Origin of the sequence: Bradyrhizobium sp. SPXBL-02, assembly GCF_051853065.1 — a bacterium.
In the GTDB taxonomy this organism is placed as follows: domain Bacteria; phylum Pseudomonadota; class Alphaproteobacteria; order Rhizobiales; family Xanthobacteraceae; genus Bradyrhizobium.
This window is the reverse complement of record NZ_CP182474.1, coordinates 7,747,809-7,762,540: the sequence shown is the minus strand read 5'-3', so window position 1 is coordinate 7,762,540 and position 14,732 is coordinate 7,747,809. Positions and strand designations below refer to the sequence as shown.

Here is a 14,732-nt window from a genome sequence, read left to right as displayed (position 1 = left end):
CGACAAATCCCGCTACGGCCGCGATCCGCGCCGCCGTGCGAGTTGATGCAGCACCGTGTCGACGGCCGGCACCGCTCCGGTCTCACGCAGCCAGGCGTCGGCCAACTCCCTGAGTTCGCCCGGCGTCAGGCCGAACTTGCGGCGGAATGCGCGAATGAAGGTGGAATCGCTGCTGAAGCGCATGTCGACGGCGAGCTCGATCAGGCGGCCGTCCTGCGCGGACGGCGATATCAACCGCCGAAACGCGAGATTGAGCCGCTGCTCCCGCACATAATGGGCAAGTCCGCCCTCGGCCTCGAACAGCCGGTAGAGGGTCGCGCGCGAGATCTGGAAATGGCGGCAGAGCTCTTCCGCGGTGAGCGCATCGGTTTCGAGATTGTTCGCGATGTGGCGCTTGATCAGCGTGATGTAAAGATGGCGCTCGGCGCGCTCGAGGCCCGCGACGATTTCAGCCGTCCCGCCGGCTGCGGCCGCGACGAGGTCGGCGATCGCCTCGACCGTGGCCTCGGCATGGCCGGTCGCGGTGTCTGTCCCGGGCCCGGAGCGCAAGGCGAGCGCGGCGTAGTGGCTGGCGAGCAGGCGGGCATGAGGATGGTCCGAGGGCAGCAGAGTTGCCGTCGCCGCATCCGGATGGGCGAGCCGCGGTGCCAGCATCGCGCGTTGCAGGACGATCGACATCAGGCGGGTGCGGCCGCCCGCGGCGCGCAGCGCGGTCCGGTTCGGTTGCGCCATGTCGATGAGGACGATGTCGCCGGGCCGCAGCGTGACCTCGCGCCGGCCCGAGCCGAACTTCATCTCGCCCTCAAGGCAGAGGGTGATCTGAAAATGATCCATGACGCCGCGGGCGACGTGTGCGGCCGAGCGGTCATAATCCTGGTCGGTGGCACGCGTGTCGATCAGCAACGCGTTGCGAGTCATCATCGTCACGGTGGTGACATGAAAATCGTCCTCCGCGGTATGCGGAATGACCTCGCAGATGTCGATCGTCATCGCGCGCAACCGCGCGAGCGCCTCCGGGCCGCGCCCGGGAATGTCTGCCGCCATGCTCACGTTCAACGCTGTGTCGTCCACATCCCCTCACGACGCGGAAGAACCGCACGCAACTGAATTCCCGAGATCGGCGGCAAGCCAATGTCGCGTCTGGATGTAGCCATTCGGAAATCGGTGTGCAAGCGAGGCGAGGTAGAGGGAGTGAATGACATTGTGCAACTATTACGAGATTTACGTGGATTTTGCCTCGCGCTGAGACGTTGGGCAAGGACCCGGGTCTATGTCGCCAACGAGAACTCTTCAAACATCTCGATCATCGACGCCGCGTCGAAGACCGTCATCGGCACGGTCGGGGTCGGAAGCGCCCCCTCCGGCATCACGATATCTTCGGACGGAAGCCGGATCTATGTGGCCAATCAAGGCAGTGGCAGCGTCACGGTGATCGATGCAGCGTCGCAATCGGTGGTGACGACGGTTTCGGTCTCAGGAGCCCCCTTGAGTGCTGCGGCCAGCCCGGACGGGTCGCGGATCTACGTCACGACGCAGTCCAGCCAACTCGTGGTCATCAATGCTCTGACGAACACGGTCACGGCAAACGTGACCCTGTCCGTAGTCGCACAGGACGTTGTCCATGTCGAACAAGGACGAGCTTGATCGCATCGGTCACAGCAGAATCTCTCGGACCGGCCAAGTATCGAGCCGTTGCCTACGGTCATATCCTGCCGGATCGCGAGCGGCAAATCCGGCCGTGCAGCTCACGCGGTTTTCGCGGGCCATGGGATCACCTGGCCCGACATCACCAGCCGGTCTCGGCCGCTCTCCTTGGCGGCGTAGAGCGCACGGTCGGCGGCGGCGACCAGCGTGCTAGAATCCATCGCAGTCTGGGACGGAAGAGCCGCGGCGCCGCCGACGCTCGCAGTCACGAGCCGGGAAGGCGGATTTTGCGCATGCAGCATGGCGAGATCGTGCAACGCCTGGCGAATCGCTTCTCCAACCTCGGCGCAGCCTTCGGGGCCGGTGTTCGGCAGCAGCACGGCGAATTCCTCGCCGCCATAGCGCGCCGCGAAGTCGGCTGGACGCCTGGCCTGGGCGGATAGAATCCGGGCCAGCGCGCGCAAGCAGGCGTCGCCCGCCAGATGCCCGTAGAGGTCGTTGAATTTCTTGAAATGATCGACATCGATCAGCAGCAGCGAGAGCTGCGTTCCGTCGCGGCGAGCCCGCGCCCATTCGTCGGCAAGGCGGTCGTCGAAGGCGCGGCGGTTGGCGAGGCCGGTGAGACCGTCGGTGGTTGCCAGCGAGGCGAGCCTGTCCTGAAGATCCTTCTGCTCGGTCATGTCGCGCACGACTGCGACGACGCCGTCGACCACGCCGCTGTCGGACGCCACGGTCACATGTAGCGCCGCCTCGGCCCAGATCTCGCCCCTGTCGCGATGACGCTGCCGATAGACGAACCGCGCTTCCTCCGCCTCGCCTTTCTTCAGCGCGGCGATGGCCTGCTCAACCCGTTCCATGTCGTCCGCGTGAATGCCGGCGAGGGCCGAGGTGCCCAGCAGTTCTTCGGCCGACCGGCCGGTGATGCGCGCGCAGGAGGGAGAGACGTAGAGCAGCCGGTTATCGAGCCCGATGCGGGTTACCATGTCGCTGGATTGTTCGGCCAGTAGGCGGAAATTGGCTTCCTTGGCGACCAGGGCCTGTGCCGTGCGCTGCCGCTGTAGTAGCTGACGGACGAGATAGTAGCCGATCACCGCGATCAAGAGCACGAGTCCGAGAACGAAGCTCATGCGTGTTGCTGCTGCGCGCCGCCAGGGGGCGAGTACGTCGTCCTGCGACTTGCTCGCCAGCACCATCAGCGGATAGCGGCTGCTGCGCTGGTAATAGCTCAGCCGCGCCACGCCATCGAGCGGCGATTTGAAATAATAAACCGCCGCGGCGGGGCGGCTCTTCCAGCTTTTGAACAAGGGCGCATCGGACAGGTCGCGTCCGACGAAGGCGCCGCTCTCGTCGCGACTGCGCGCCAGCATGATGCCGCTGCCGTTGAGCAGAGATGCCGAGCCGTTCGACCCGATGTCGAACCGCTCGTAGAACTTGACGAAATAGCTGACGTCGATCGTGAGCAGGGCAACGCCGGCGAAGCCGCCGTCGGAATCGTTGATCCGGCGGGATGCAGTGATGATCCACTGGCCGCCGGAGCGGCTCTTGATAGGCCGCCCGATCAGCGTGCCCGTCTCGGGAGAATCGCGATGGCGCTGGAAATATTCGCGGTCGTTGTTGTTGAGCTTGGAAAAGTCGAGGCGCTCCGTCGTGGCGAGCCAGCGGCCGGTCGCATCATAGACGAAGATGCCGCGGATGCGGTCCGATGATTTGCGGGTCGGCAGATAGGCCTGGAGCTTCGTAATCGTGTCCGGACCCGTCCCGTCGAGTTCGAGCCGGTGGACCAGCCCGACCAGAATCGTATCGGCAAGCTCGAACGTGTCGTCCGCATGCTGGATCAGCGAATGAGCAACGTTCGCCACGTCGATCTCGGCGTTCCTCAGATCGGCGTTGCGCGCCTCCCATTCGCGCCAGGCACTCAGGCCGAGGATGGTCACGCAAATCAGCACGACGAATCCGGCCGCCCAGAGCGGAAGGCGCGTCTTGCCGAGTTCGCGGCTCGTGACCATCAGGCTTGCTCCAAATCGGAGCAAACCTCTCACTTTCGCCTTAACGGCCTATTGCAATATCCGCGATGATTGTGCGGGGTCTGTACTGGACCGGGGGAACCATCGATATATCTTGGTTCATTCGCGTCAGCGGATGTTAACCTCGCTCCAGCCTAAGGCTTCATCCTTCCAACGTGAAACCGACGCGCAGCGTCACCTGAAAATGACGCACGGCGCCGTTCTCGACATGGCCGCGCGTCTGCACGACCTCGAACCATCTTATCTCGCGAACAGTCTTCGAGGCGCGGCTGATGGCGTTCTTGATCGCATCCTCGATCGAGGTCTCAGACGATCCGACGAGGTCCAGGATCTTGTAGACGTGATCGTGCTCGGGTGTGGGCATGGCCTTTCCCTTGTTTGATATGTTGCCATCCGAAACATGTATGGCGGAAGCGCAGGCGAGCGTGCCTGGCCCACGGTCTGAACGGTCGTCGAAGCTTCGGGTTCCTTGCTCCGCGATGGCCCGCATCCAGCCGAGGTGGAGCGGCCCGCGCCGGCCTGCTAAGCGTTGGGGATGGACACGGCGCGACGCGACGATCGGCTCTCTCTGCCTCTGCGTGACGCTGGCGTTGCAGCGAGGAGAGCAGAGCGCGCTGCTCGAACCCTACGGATCCAGCTCCGTATCCCAGTACAGATAGTCCAGCCAGCTGTCGTGCAGATAGTTCGGCGGGAAGAGGCGACCGTTGCGGTGGAGCTGGTGCACGGTCGGTGCGAACGCGGTCTGGCGCGGAAACATCTTCGCCTGCGCCGGCGTGAGATTGCCCTTGCGCAAATTACACGGCGAGCACGCCGCGACCACGTTCTCCCAGGTAGTCTGGCCGCCTTTGCTGCGCGGGACGATGTGATCGAAGGTGAGGTCTTCGGGCGAGCCGCAATATTGGCAGGCGAAACGATCGCGCAGGAAGACGTTGAACCGGGTGAAGGCGGGGTGGGTGGTCGGCTTGACGAAGGACTTGAGCGAGACGACGCTGGGCAGCTGCATTTCCAGCGTGGGACTTCGAACCGCCTGATCGTAATGTGCGACGATGTTGACGCGGTCGAGGAACACCGCCTTGATCGCGTCTTGCCACGACCACAACGACAGTGGGTAGTAACTCAGCGGCCGGAAGTCCGCATTCAGCACCAACACCGGCCAACTGCCTTGCGAGACATGTGCGTTCAAGTAACGCTCCCGGCCTCCAATGTACGCTGCGAAGCAGCATGTATTGACATACTACATGCAGCGTGACGGGATTGTGAAGCCCGTTGAGCGACTTATTCAGCCGCGGCCAATGCGGCGGCGGGGTGGCGAACTGCCCAAAAACGCCGTGATTCGGAGAGGGCCGGGCGAGGCCTGGCGCGGAACCGCCGGGCAGGCGCCGATCCTCATTCCGGTACCCGCTCCAGCTTCTGCAGGCATCGCGTTGCGCGCACCGCGGCCGGCATCTCCTCGTCCGGAAAGCTGGTCTCCCAGTTGGTGACGCCGACCTCGCCGACATAGATATCGCCCTTCGAGTCCAGCGCGATGCCGTGTGGCGCCAGGAATTTGCCGCTGGCGACGCCTGGTCCCTCCTCGCCGCCGAGCCGCGCGATGCGATTTCCCCTGGCGTCCACGATCGACAGCCGCGGGCCGAGATTGGGCACATTGCGGTTGATGGCGAGGCCGGGGCCGAGCTCGCCGATCACGAAAGTCGGGCTCTTGGCCCCGCCGCAGCGGCACAGCGCGCAGGGGCGGTGCAGATTGTTCCACTGCGTCTCGTACTTGCCCTCGCCGTCGAACACCTGGACGCGGTGGTTCTCGCGATCGGCGACATAGACCCAGCCGTCGGCATCGGTCGCGATATTGTGCACGATGTTGAACTGGCCGGGATCGGTGCCCGGCTCGCCCCAGCTCTTGATCAGCTTGCCATCGGGTGTGAATTTGTGCACGCGCGCATTGCCATAGCCGTCGGAAACGTAGATCTCGCCCTTCGGCGACAGTGCGGTGTGGGTGCAGCGATGGAACGGCTCGCCGCTCATGAACGGTGCCGGCTTTGCGGGGATGCCGATCGTCAGCAGCACCTTGCCGTCGGTGGTGCATTTGCGCACGGTGTGGTCGCCGTCATCGGTGCAATAGAGATTGTCGTCGGCGTCGGTGTGCAGGCCGTGCGCGCGCGAGAACAGGCCTTCGCCGAAACTGCGCAGGAAATTGCCCTCGCGGTCCAGCACCACCATCGGGTGGGCGCCGCGGTTGAAGACGTAGACGCGGTCCTTGCTGTCGACCGCGACCGAGGCGACGTCGGTGAGCTGCCAGCCGTCCGGCAATTTCGCGAAGTTGTCGACGACGCGGTAACGGTGCTCGCCGCTGCCGAGAATGGCTGGCATGGGTGGTCCTTTCCTTTAGTTGCTTCTTCCGTGCAGGTCTGCATCCGCGTCGTCATTGCGAGCGCAGCGAAGGAATCCAGACTGTCTCCTCGGAAAAATTCTGGATTGCTTCGCTACGCTCGCAATGACGGTGTTGCTCAAGCTGTGCTCAGCGGCGTAGCCACAGCCTTTGGCAAAATCCCTTCCTCGATCGCCTTGATCTGCAGCGCCAGATATTTCGAGTTGATCCGGCATTGCGCGAGGCTCCCGGCGATGAACCAGAGGCCGGGCTGCTTGGTGCGCGCATACATGTTGCGCAGCTCGAAGCCGTCGCCAAAACCCCAGATCGGGCCGACGCGGTCGGCGATGCAATCGCCAAACAGCTTGCGCACCAGATATTCCTGCGGCTTGTAACCGGTCGAGAGCACGATCAGGTCGGCGGCAATGATCGAGCCGTCCCTCATCCGCGCGCCGTCGGCGTTGAAGCTTTCTATGTCGGAAAACTGCCTGAGCCCGATCTTGCCCTCGACGATCAGGTTGGAGCAGCCGACGTTGAAATAATAGCCGCCGCCGCGGGTGAGGTATTTGAACTGCCAGCCGGTGCCGGCCTCGCCGAAATCGAGCTTGAAGCCGACGCGCGAGAGGCCGTCGAGCAGCTCCCTGTCGAGCTGCTTCGACTGCTCGGTCAGCATCACATGCGTCTTCCTCGCGAGCGGCGTCGGCATCGAGGCCGCGATCAGATCGTTGTCCTCGAGCGTGCCCTCATTGTAGGTCGCATAGGCCAGCTGCGCCGACGGCTCGATGTTGGTGACCAGCGTGGGCGAGCGCTGCACCAGCGTCACCTCGGCGCCGCTGGAATGAAGATCCTGCGCGATATCGTGACCGCTGTTACCGGTGCCGATGACGATCGCGCGCTTGCCGGTCCAATTCTCGCCGTCCTCGTAGCGGCTGGAATGCAGCAGCGTGCCCTTGAAATTGTCGAGCGCCGGAATGTCTGGAATGTTAGCGATGCCGCTGACGCCGGTCGCCATGATCACATGGCGCGGATGCATAGTCCGCTTGCTGCCATCGGCGCGCCGCAGCGTGACAGTCCAACGGCCGCTCGCCTCGTCATAGGCGCCGCCCTCGAACTCGGTGCCGGTCCAGAAGTTCAGCTCCATGGCATCGACATAGGCCTCGAACCAGTTGGCGAGCTTGTCCTTGGGGATATAGACCGGCCAGCTCGGCGGAAACGGCATATAGGGGAGGTGATTGACCTGCACCTGGTTGTGCAGGGTCAGCGCGTGATAGCGCTTGCGCCAATTGTCGCCGATCCGCATCCCGCGATCGACGATCAGGGTATCGACCTGCAGCTGCTTCAGCCGCGCCGCAATCGCGAGCCCGGCCTGCCCGCCGCCGACCACCAGCACAGCGGGATCGCGCTCGGCATAGGCGCGCGCGGCATTGCGCTGGTCGAGCCAGTTCGGCCCGCGGAAGTCGCGCGAATAGGCCTGGCCGCGCGGCCGCGAGGTGCCGAGCTGTTCCTCGAAGCCTTTGAGCTCGTCGAGCGCGGTCAGTAGCGTCCATGCCTTCAGGCGGTCGCCGTCGGCCGTGTCAGGGATGAGCCGCACGATGCCGCTGCCGCGGCCGATCGCGGTCTCGAAGTGGAAGATCGCTTCGATGCTGTTGGTGCCGGCGCGCGTCACCCAGCGCGGCGGCGCCCGGTTCGGAGCGATCCTGAAATGGGTCGGCGCCGCCCTGGGCGCGCGCGCTGTCAGCTCCTGCGTGATCGCGTCGCGGCCCGCGACAGTCTGCAGGTTCCAGCTCAGCGCCAGCACGTCGCGCCAGAAGCCGTCAGCGAGGAAGAGCGGGTCCAGCGTCGCGGGATCAGGTCTGCCCAGGATGCGCTCGAAGTCGTCGAGCCAGCCTTGCGCGGCGATGGAAATATCCTGCGTCCGGTCCAGCATGCGCGACCTCATGGCCGTCTTCGCGGCGTTTCCTCAGAGATCGAACGCTATACGGTTTCGCCGTCCGCCAAAAGCCGCGAACCCGAGCGAGGCCGGCATGCGGCCCTGCCCGGATGGAATATGGCCCGGAATTCCACGCGTGCGGACGCGGCCGGAGAACGACTTAAGCGCCGCCCGGCCTCTGGTCCGCCCAATAGGGATCGCGCAGCTTGCGCTTGAAGATCTTTCCGGTTGCCTCGCGCGGCAGCGCATCCAGGAACTTGACCTCCTTCGGTACCTTGAAGTTGGCCAGCCGCTCGCGCAAGAAAGCCTGCACCGCGCCCGCGGAGAGCTGCGCGCCGGTCTCGGGCTCGATGCAGGCGCACAGCCGCTCGCCATATTCCGCGTCCGGGATGCCGAACACGGCGCAATCGCGCACCCCTCGCATGGCGATCAGCACGTTCTCGATCTCGGCGGGATAGATGTTGACGCCGCCCGAAATCACCATGTCGCGCTTGCGGTCGCACAGGAACAGATAGCCGTCCTCGTCGAGATAGCCGACGTCGCCGACGCTGACGAGCCCGTCGCGCCCGGCCTCGGCGCGCGCCTGCGCCTTGCCGTGATAGTCGAAATCGGGCACCGCGGTCTGGCGCATGTAGATCTCGCCGACCTCATTGACATCGCAGAGGCTGCCGTCGTCACGAAAAATCTTGAGGATGCCGCCTTCGATGGCGCGGCCGACCGTGCCGGGCTTCTTCAGCGCTTCTTCGGCCGAGTGCCAGACCGGGATGCCGGTCTCGGTCGAGCCGAAATATTCGTTGATGACCGGTCCCCACCATTCGATCATCGCCCGCTTCACCTCGGGCGGGCAGGGCGCCGCGCCATGCACCACGAAGCGCAGCGACGACAGGTCGTAGCGCTGCCTGACAGCGTCCGGCAGGCGCAGCAGGCGGACGAACATAGTCGGCACCATGTGGATATGCGTCACACGGTGGCGCTCGATCAGCGCCAGCAGCTCCTCGGCATCGAAGCGGGGCTGGAGGGCGATGGTGCAGCCGTTGCGGAAGGCCATCATGCCATAGGAATGCGGCGCCGAGTGATACATCGGCCCGTTGATCAGCACGACCTGGCCCTCGCGCGGCTTGATGCCGTAGGCGATCGCGCCGACCCGTTCGGACGCGGCGGCCTGCTCCGGCGGCATCGGCATGCGCCGCACGCCCTTTGGCATGCCCGTGGTCCCCGAGGTGTAGATCATCGCCGCGGCACGCCGCGGCGGCTCCTGGGTCTCGGTGTGGCCGTCGCGCCAACGGTCCCAATCGGTGAGGCCCGCCGGGACCTCGGTCAGCTCATGGGGAATGGCGAAGGTCGTCGCCAGCTCGGGCGGTGTCGCGACCACGAGCAGGCGGACATCCCCCGGAATGCCGCCCCGAATTTGCGGCAGCAGGTCGGCGTGGCAGATCAGGATCTTCGCGCCGCTGTCGGTCAGGATGTAGCGGACCTCCTCGGCCTTCAGGTGCCAGTTGATCGGCACCACCGGGCTGCCCAGTGCGGCGGAGGCCGCGACCACCTCGAACAAGGCGAAATCGTTGCGCAGCATCATGGCAACCGGCGCGCCTTCGGCAAGGCCGAGGGTACGCAGCCCGCTCGCCGCGCGTTTGATGCGCGCCTGGATCTCGTCATAGCCGATCCGGCGTTCGCCACTGATGATCATGGTGTGTCCTATTCCGTTCGAGGCTAGCGATCGTCCAGCACGTCGCCGAAGCCGACCCAGCTCTTGCCGTTGAAGCGCCGCAACTGCAGCTGCTGGAACGGCAGATAGTCGTCGGCGCCGGTGGTGACGGACATGCCGGGCAGCAGCAGCGGCAGCTTCACGTCCTTCAGCGAAGCGGACTGACGCAGGATGTTGTCGCGGCTGAAATCATCCTTGCATCCCTTCAGCACCGTCATCAGCAGCGTCGCGTAGTGGTAGCCGGCCGCATAGTTGGAGTTGGAGAGGTCCGCATTCGGCATGTACTGCTTCATGAAGGCGAAATATTCCTTCACGCCGGGATCGCTGGCCCATTGCGGGTCCATCGTGTCTTTCTGGTTGCTCGACGAGATCAGGCCGACGGCGTTGTCGAGCCCGGCCGGCTCCAGGAACGAGATCGACGAGGCCGAGGTCGGCACGAAGAACAGCTCGGGCTTCCAGCCGATCTCGGCGACGCCCTTGATCATCTGCGAGGTGAACTTGCCGAGCACGACACCGAACAGCACGTCGGCGCCCGATGACTTCAGGGTCGAGAGCTGCGAGCTGATCGTCGGCGCGCTGGTCTCGTAGGTTGCTTCCGCAACGATCATGCCGGCGGCCTTGTCGCCGAGCGCGCGCTTGAAGCCGGCGACATAGTCGCGGCCGAAATCGTCGTTCTGGGAGAGGATGGCGATCTTGGCGCCCGGCTTGGTGCGCAGCACGTGCTTGGCGTAGACTACGCCCTCGGATTCATAGGCGGCCATGCCGGGCATGGTCCACGGATATTTCTGCGGATCGGCCCATTTGGTCGCGCCCGAAAGCACGAACAGCTGCGGCACCTTCTTGCCGTTGAGGTAGCGCTGCACGGCGCTGTTGGTGGCGGTGCCGAGCGAGCCGAACAACATCAGCACCTCGTCCTGCTCGACGAGCTTGCGGGTCTGCTCCACCGTCTTCGGCGGCGAATAGGCGTCGTCCAGCGTGATGAACTTGACCTTCCGGCCGTTGATGCCGCCTTCGGCATTGATCTTCTCGAAGAACGCCTCCTGCGTCCGGCCGATCGCGCCGAAGCCGGAGGCCGGGCCGCTATAGGGCAGGGTCTGTCCGATGCGGATCTCGTCCGTGCCTTCGGCATAGGCGCCGCCGCCGGCGAGCGCCAGCAGGGACAGGCCGATCAATGCGGCTGCCAGCTTCATGATGTCCTCCCGTTTTTGTTGCCAGTCCAATCCTGTTGTCGGACCACGCCTTCAGGCGCTGACGCGCATCAGGAAATCTTCTCTCGCCTGATCGAATTCACGCTTCATGCGCTCGACGAGCTCCGCGACGGAGGGGACATCGGTGATCTGGCCGATGCCCTGGCCCGATCCCCAGATGTCGCGCCACGCCTTGGACTTCATGTTGCCGCCGGAGCCAAAATTCATCTTTGATTTGTCTGCGGCGGGAAGATTGTCCGGATCGAGGCCGGCGGCGGCGATCGACGGGCCGAGATAATTGCCGTGCACACCGGTGAACAGGTTGGTGTAGACGATGTCGTGCGCGGCGTGCTGCGTCAGCGCCGACTTGTAGGTCTCATCCGCATTGGCTTCCTGCGTCGCGATGAAGCGCGTGCCCATATAGGCGAGGTCTGCACCCAGCGTCAGCGCCGAGGCGATGGCATAGCCGTCGCTGATCGCGCCCGACAGCAGGATGGCGCCGCCAAACCATTGCTTGACCTCGCGCACCAGCGCGAAGGGCGACAGCGTGCCGGCGTGTCCGCCCGCACCGGCGCAGACCAGGATCAGGCCGTCGACGCCCTGCTCGGCGGCTTTGCGCGCGTGCTTGACGTTGATGACGTCGTGGAACACCAGCCCGCCATAGGAATGCGCAGCCTCGACGATCTCCGCCGGCGGCCGCAGCGAGGTGATGATGATGGGCACTTTGTGCTTGACGCACGTCTCCATGTCCTTCATCAGCCGGTCATTGGAGGCATGGCAGATCTGGTTGACGGCGTAGGGCGCGACCTTCTTGCCGGGATTGCGCGATTTGTATTCGCCGAGCTCGTCCTCGATCCGGCTCAGCCATTCGCCGAGCATCTCGACGGGGCGGGCATTGAGCGCGGGAAAGGAGCCGACGACGCCGGCCTTGCACTGGGCGATCACCAGTTCCGGGCCGGAGACGATGAACAGCGGCGAGCCGACCACGGGCAGCTCGAGCGAATCCTTCAAGAGAGTGGGCAGTGCCATCATGTCCTCCCGAAACGCGGCCCCGCCGGCGGGCGGATTACGAGGCGTTTCCGTTTTGATTGTCGCGCGGGCGGATAGGCCGCCCGGGGCCGCGGATTTGATCCCATTATAAGGTTGGACTGCGCGGCCGGGCCGTTCAATAATGAACGGATCATCATTCAGGTATGAACAGGGCGGCCGATGGATTGGGACCTTTGCAAGACCTTCGTCGCGGTCGCCGATACAGGCAGCTTCACCGCCGCGGCCCGCCGGCTGCACACCAGCCATCCCACCGTCAGCCGCAAGATCGCGGCGCTTGAAGCCCAGCTCGGCACCCGATTGGTGGCGCGCGCCGCCGACGGCCTGGCGCTGACCGCGGATGGACGGACCTTGCGCGAGCACGCCGAGGCCATGGCGGCCGCAGCGCTGCGGGCCGAGACCGCGGTCGCCGCGGGTGGACACAAGGCGCGCGGCATCGTCAAGCTGTCGATCGGCGCGACGCTCGCCTCGCACTGGCTGATGCCGCGTCTGCCTGCCTTCCTGCGTGCGCACGATCATATCCAGCTCGAGATCATCACCCATCCGTTTCCGGCGAGCGTGCGCCGGCGTGAGGCGGACGTGGTGCTGCGGCCCTTCGACAGCGGCGAGGAGAACCTGGTCGGCCGCAAGATCGGCCGTCTCGGCACGGGCTTCTATGCCTCGCGCGATTATGCCGCCGGGCGGCCCCTGCCTGAACGGCGCGGCGATTGGAAGGAGCACAGCGTCATCGGCTTCGCCGACCAGACGTCCAATGCGCAGCTTGCGCGCTGGAGCGACGTCGTCACGCGGCAGGCGAGGGTGGCGATGCGCTGCTCGTCCCAGGGGGACATGCTGGCGGCGGTCCGCGCCGGCATCGGAATCTCCGCGCTGTCGTGCTTCGTCGCCGAAGCCTATTCCGATCTCGTGCGCGTCGCCCCGCAGAAGCTCGCCAGCGTCGCGGATCTCTGGTTGCTGGCCCATCCCGACCTCGTCGAGCTGCCGGCGGTGCGCGCCGTGATCGACTTCGTCGCCGAATGCGCCCGGACCGACCGCGCGCGGCTGCGCGGTTAGCCCGATCCCGCGAGCACGCCCTCGCGCTTCTTCACCGCGCGGTAATAGCTCCACCACAGATGCGCCGCAGCACCGCGCAGCGGACGCCAGGGCTCGGCGATCGGCGCCATCTGCTTCTCCGTCGGCCGCGCCTTGAGGCCGAGCCCGATGCGGATGCCTTCCTGCACGGCGAGGTCGCCGGCCGGCCAGGCATCGCCGTGGCCGAGGCAGAACAAGAGGTAGACGTCGGCCGTCCAGGGACCGATGCCGGGCAGCGCGATCAGGGTGTGGTGCGCCGCGTCGGCATCCTCCTCCGCGAGCACGTCGAGGTTCAGCCGTTGCGCGGCGATCTCGCGGGCGAGATGCTTGAGCGTCTTGATCTTGGCGGCGGAGAGGCCGAGCCGTCCCAGCCGGTCGGTGCGGGCGCGGCGCACTGCCTCATGATCGAACGGATCGAACGCCGCCGACAGCCGTCCCCAGATCGCCGCGGCACTCGCGGTGGAGAGCTGTTGCCCGCAGACGATGTGGGCGAGCCCCGTAAAACCCGGCTCGCGCCGCCGCAATGCCGGCATGCCCGCGATCTCGAGCACGGATTTGAGACGCGGATCGCGCTTGATCAGCGCGTGAACGGCCTCTTCGAGATCGGACTGGGTTTCGAGGTGGATGGTCATGGTATTTGGCGGGCTCTCTCCGGCGTCATGGCCGGGCTTGTCCCGGCCATCCACGTTTTTCTCACCGTGAGGCACTGTGTAGCATGAGCGTGGTCGTCGTGTTTGTTCGTGACGTTGACACGATCGGTCTGTGGTACCGAAGAACGTGGATGGCCGGGACAAGCCCGGCCATGACGAGATTCACGTGATGGCACCACCCGTTTTCCGATTCGCCCCCAGCCCGAACGGCTTCCTGCATCTCGGCCACGCCTATTCCGCGCTGCTCAACTTCGATCGCGCGCGACAGACGGGCGGTCGGTTGTTGCTGCGGATCGAGGACATCGACGCGACGCGCTGCCGGCCGGACTATGAGACGGCGATCTACGAGGATCTCGCCTGGCTCGGAATTGCCTGGGGGACACCGGTGCGGCGGCAGTCCGAACATCTCGCCGATTATCGCGCCGCGCTGGAAAAGCTCTCGGCGCTCGGTCTCGTCTATCCCGCCTTCGAAAGCCGCGCCGAGATCGCAACGCTGGTGGCGGCGCGCGAGGTCGACGGGCCGTGGCCGCGCGATCCCGACGGCGCGCCGCTTTATCCGGGCGACGCCAAATCACTCTCGGCCGACGAGCGCTCGCAGCTGATCGCCTCGGGCGCGCCCTATGCGCTGCGGCTCGACATGGCGGCCGCCTGCCGCCGCGTCGCCGGTCTGAGCTGGAACGAACTCGGCGAGGGGCCGGATGGCGAGCGCGGCATCGTCCCGGCGCGGCCGGAGGCCTGGGGCGACGTCATCCTGGCCCGCAAGGAGACGCCGACCAGCTACCATCTCTCGGTTGTCGTCGACGACGCGCTCCAGGGCGTCAGCGAGATCGTGCGGGGGCAGGACCTGTTTCACGCCACCGCGGTGCACCGCCTGCTCCAGGTCCTGCTCGGCCTGCCCGAGCCGGCCTATCGCCATCACCGGCTGATTCGCGATGAGGCGGGTCGGAAGCTGTCGAAATCGGGTCGCTCGACCGGGCTGCGCGAATTGCGCGCGGCCGGCCTCACGCCTGCCGCGATCCGCCAGCTGGTGGGATTAGGTTAAGTTTCTCTGGGGGTTAGCTCAACGTCGCCGTGACTCCTGGTGTTCCTCCGTGCCATGCTTGGCCGCGCGGGGT

13 protein-coding genes are annotated in these 14,732 nt (G+C 65.5%); 3 read left to right on the top strand and 10 right to left on the bottom strand.

Annotation, left to right across the window (positions count from 1 at the left end; all coding sequences use genetic code 11):
- Window positions 1–12: 12 nt before the first annotated feature.
- Entirely contained in the window at window positions 13–1,044 is a 1,032-nt protein-coding gene (locus ACNJYD_RS36060) for a helix-turn-helix domain-containing protein (RefSeq protein WP_439364790.1), read from the bottom strand.
- Window positions 1,045–1,191: 147 nt separating this feature from the next.
- On the opposite strand from ACNJYD_RS36060, the gene ACNJYD_RS36055 reads away from it, so the two are divergent.
- On the top strand, window positions 1,192–1,644 hold the full coding sequence (locus tag ACNJYD_RS36055) for a YncE family protein (protein WP_439364789.1): 453 nt from the start codon (window positions 1,192–1,194) through the stop codon (window positions 1,642–1,644).
- A 101-nt stretch (window positions 1,645–1,745) separates the two neighbouring features.
- Here the strand turns inward: ACNJYD_RS36055 and ACNJYD_RS36050 are convergent, their stop codons facing one another.
- The 8 genes from ACNJYD_RS36050 to ACNJYD_RS36015 form a co-directional block, all read right to left on the bottom strand.
- Window positions 1,746–3,650, bottom strand: coding sequence for a sensor domain-containing diguanylate cyclase (locus tag ACNJYD_RS36050; protein ID WP_439364788.1), 1,905 nt, complete (start codon window positions 3,648–3,650; stop codon window positions 1,746–1,748).
- A gap of 160 nt (window positions 3,651–3,810) precedes the next feature.
- Window positions 3,811–4,032, bottom strand: coding sequence for a dodecin (locus tag ACNJYD_RS36045; protein WP_172785980.1), 222 nt, complete (start codon window positions 4,030–4,032; stop codon window positions 3,811–3,813).
- A gap of 261 nt (window positions 4,033–4,293) precedes the next feature.
- Window positions 4,294–4,851: an HNH endonuclease gene (locus tag ACNJYD_RS36040; protein WP_172785979.1), complete on the bottom strand. Its 558-nt coding sequence runs from the start codon at window positions 4,849–4,851 to the stop codon at window positions 4,294–4,296.
- A gap of 203 nt (window positions 4,852–5,054) precedes the next feature.
- Window positions 5,055–6,032, bottom strand: a complete 978-nt coding sequence (locus ACNJYD_RS36035; RefSeq protein ID WP_439364787.1) for a peptidyl-alpha-hydroxyglycine alpha-amidating lyase family protein — start codon at window positions 6,030–6,032, stop codon at window positions 5,055–5,057.
- A gap of 137 nt (window positions 6,033–6,169) precedes the next feature.
- Window positions 6,170–7,957, bottom strand: a complete 1,788-nt coding sequence (locus ACNJYD_RS36030; RefSeq protein WP_439364786.1) for a flavin-containing monooxygenase — start codon at window positions 7,955–7,957, stop codon at window positions 6,170–6,172.
- 163 nt (window positions 7,958–8,120) lie between these two features.
- Window positions 8,121–9,647: an acyl-CoA synthetase gene (locus ACNJYD_RS36025; protein WP_439364785.1), complete on the bottom strand. Its 1,527-nt coding sequence runs from the start codon at window positions 9,645–9,647 to the stop codon at window positions 8,121–8,123.
- A 23-nt stretch (window positions 9,648–9,670) separates the two neighbouring features.
- Window positions 9,671–10,855: an ABC transporter substrate-binding protein gene (locus ACNJYD_RS36020; RefSeq protein WP_439364784.1), complete on the bottom strand. Its 1,185-nt coding sequence runs from the start codon at window positions 10,853–10,855 to the stop codon at window positions 9,671–9,673.
- A gap of 51 nt (window positions 10,856–10,906) precedes the next feature.
- Complete coding sequence (locus tag ACNJYD_RS36015; RefSeq protein WP_172785974.1) at window positions 10,907–11,881, bottom strand: NAD(P)H-dependent flavin oxidoreductase; 975 nt, start codon at window positions 11,879–11,881, stop codon at window positions 10,907–10,909.
- A gap of 180 nt (window positions 11,882–12,061) precedes the next feature.
- On the opposite strand from ACNJYD_RS36015, the gene ACNJYD_RS36010 reads away from it, so the two are divergent.
- Window positions 12,062–12,949, top strand: a complete 888-nt coding sequence (locus ACNJYD_RS36010; RefSeq protein WP_172785973.1) for a LysR family transcriptional regulator — start codon at window positions 12,062–12,064, stop codon at window positions 12,947–12,949.
- Here the strand turns inward: ACNJYD_RS36010 and ACNJYD_RS36005 are convergent.
- Window positions 12,946–13,599, bottom strand: a complete 654-nt coding sequence (locus tag ACNJYD_RS36005; RefSeq protein ID WP_212256380.1) for a DNA-3-methyladenine glycosylase family protein — start codon at window positions 13,597–13,599, stop codon at window positions 12,946–12,948. The two genes, ACNJYD_RS36010 and ACNJYD_RS36005, sit on opposite strands and share 4 nt — an antisense overlap.
- A gap of 187 nt (window positions 13,600–13,786) precedes the next feature.
- On the opposite strand from ACNJYD_RS36005, the gene gluQRS reads away from it, so the two are divergent.
- Window positions 13,787–14,659 (top strand): tRNA glutamyl-Q(34) synthetase GluQRS, encoded by an 873-nt coding sequence (gene gluQRS / locus ACNJYD_RS36000; protein WP_439364783.1) that lies wholly within the window; start codon window positions 13,787–13,789, stop codon window positions 14,657–14,659.
- The last annotated feature ends 73 nt before the right edge of the window (window positions 14,660–14,732 follow it).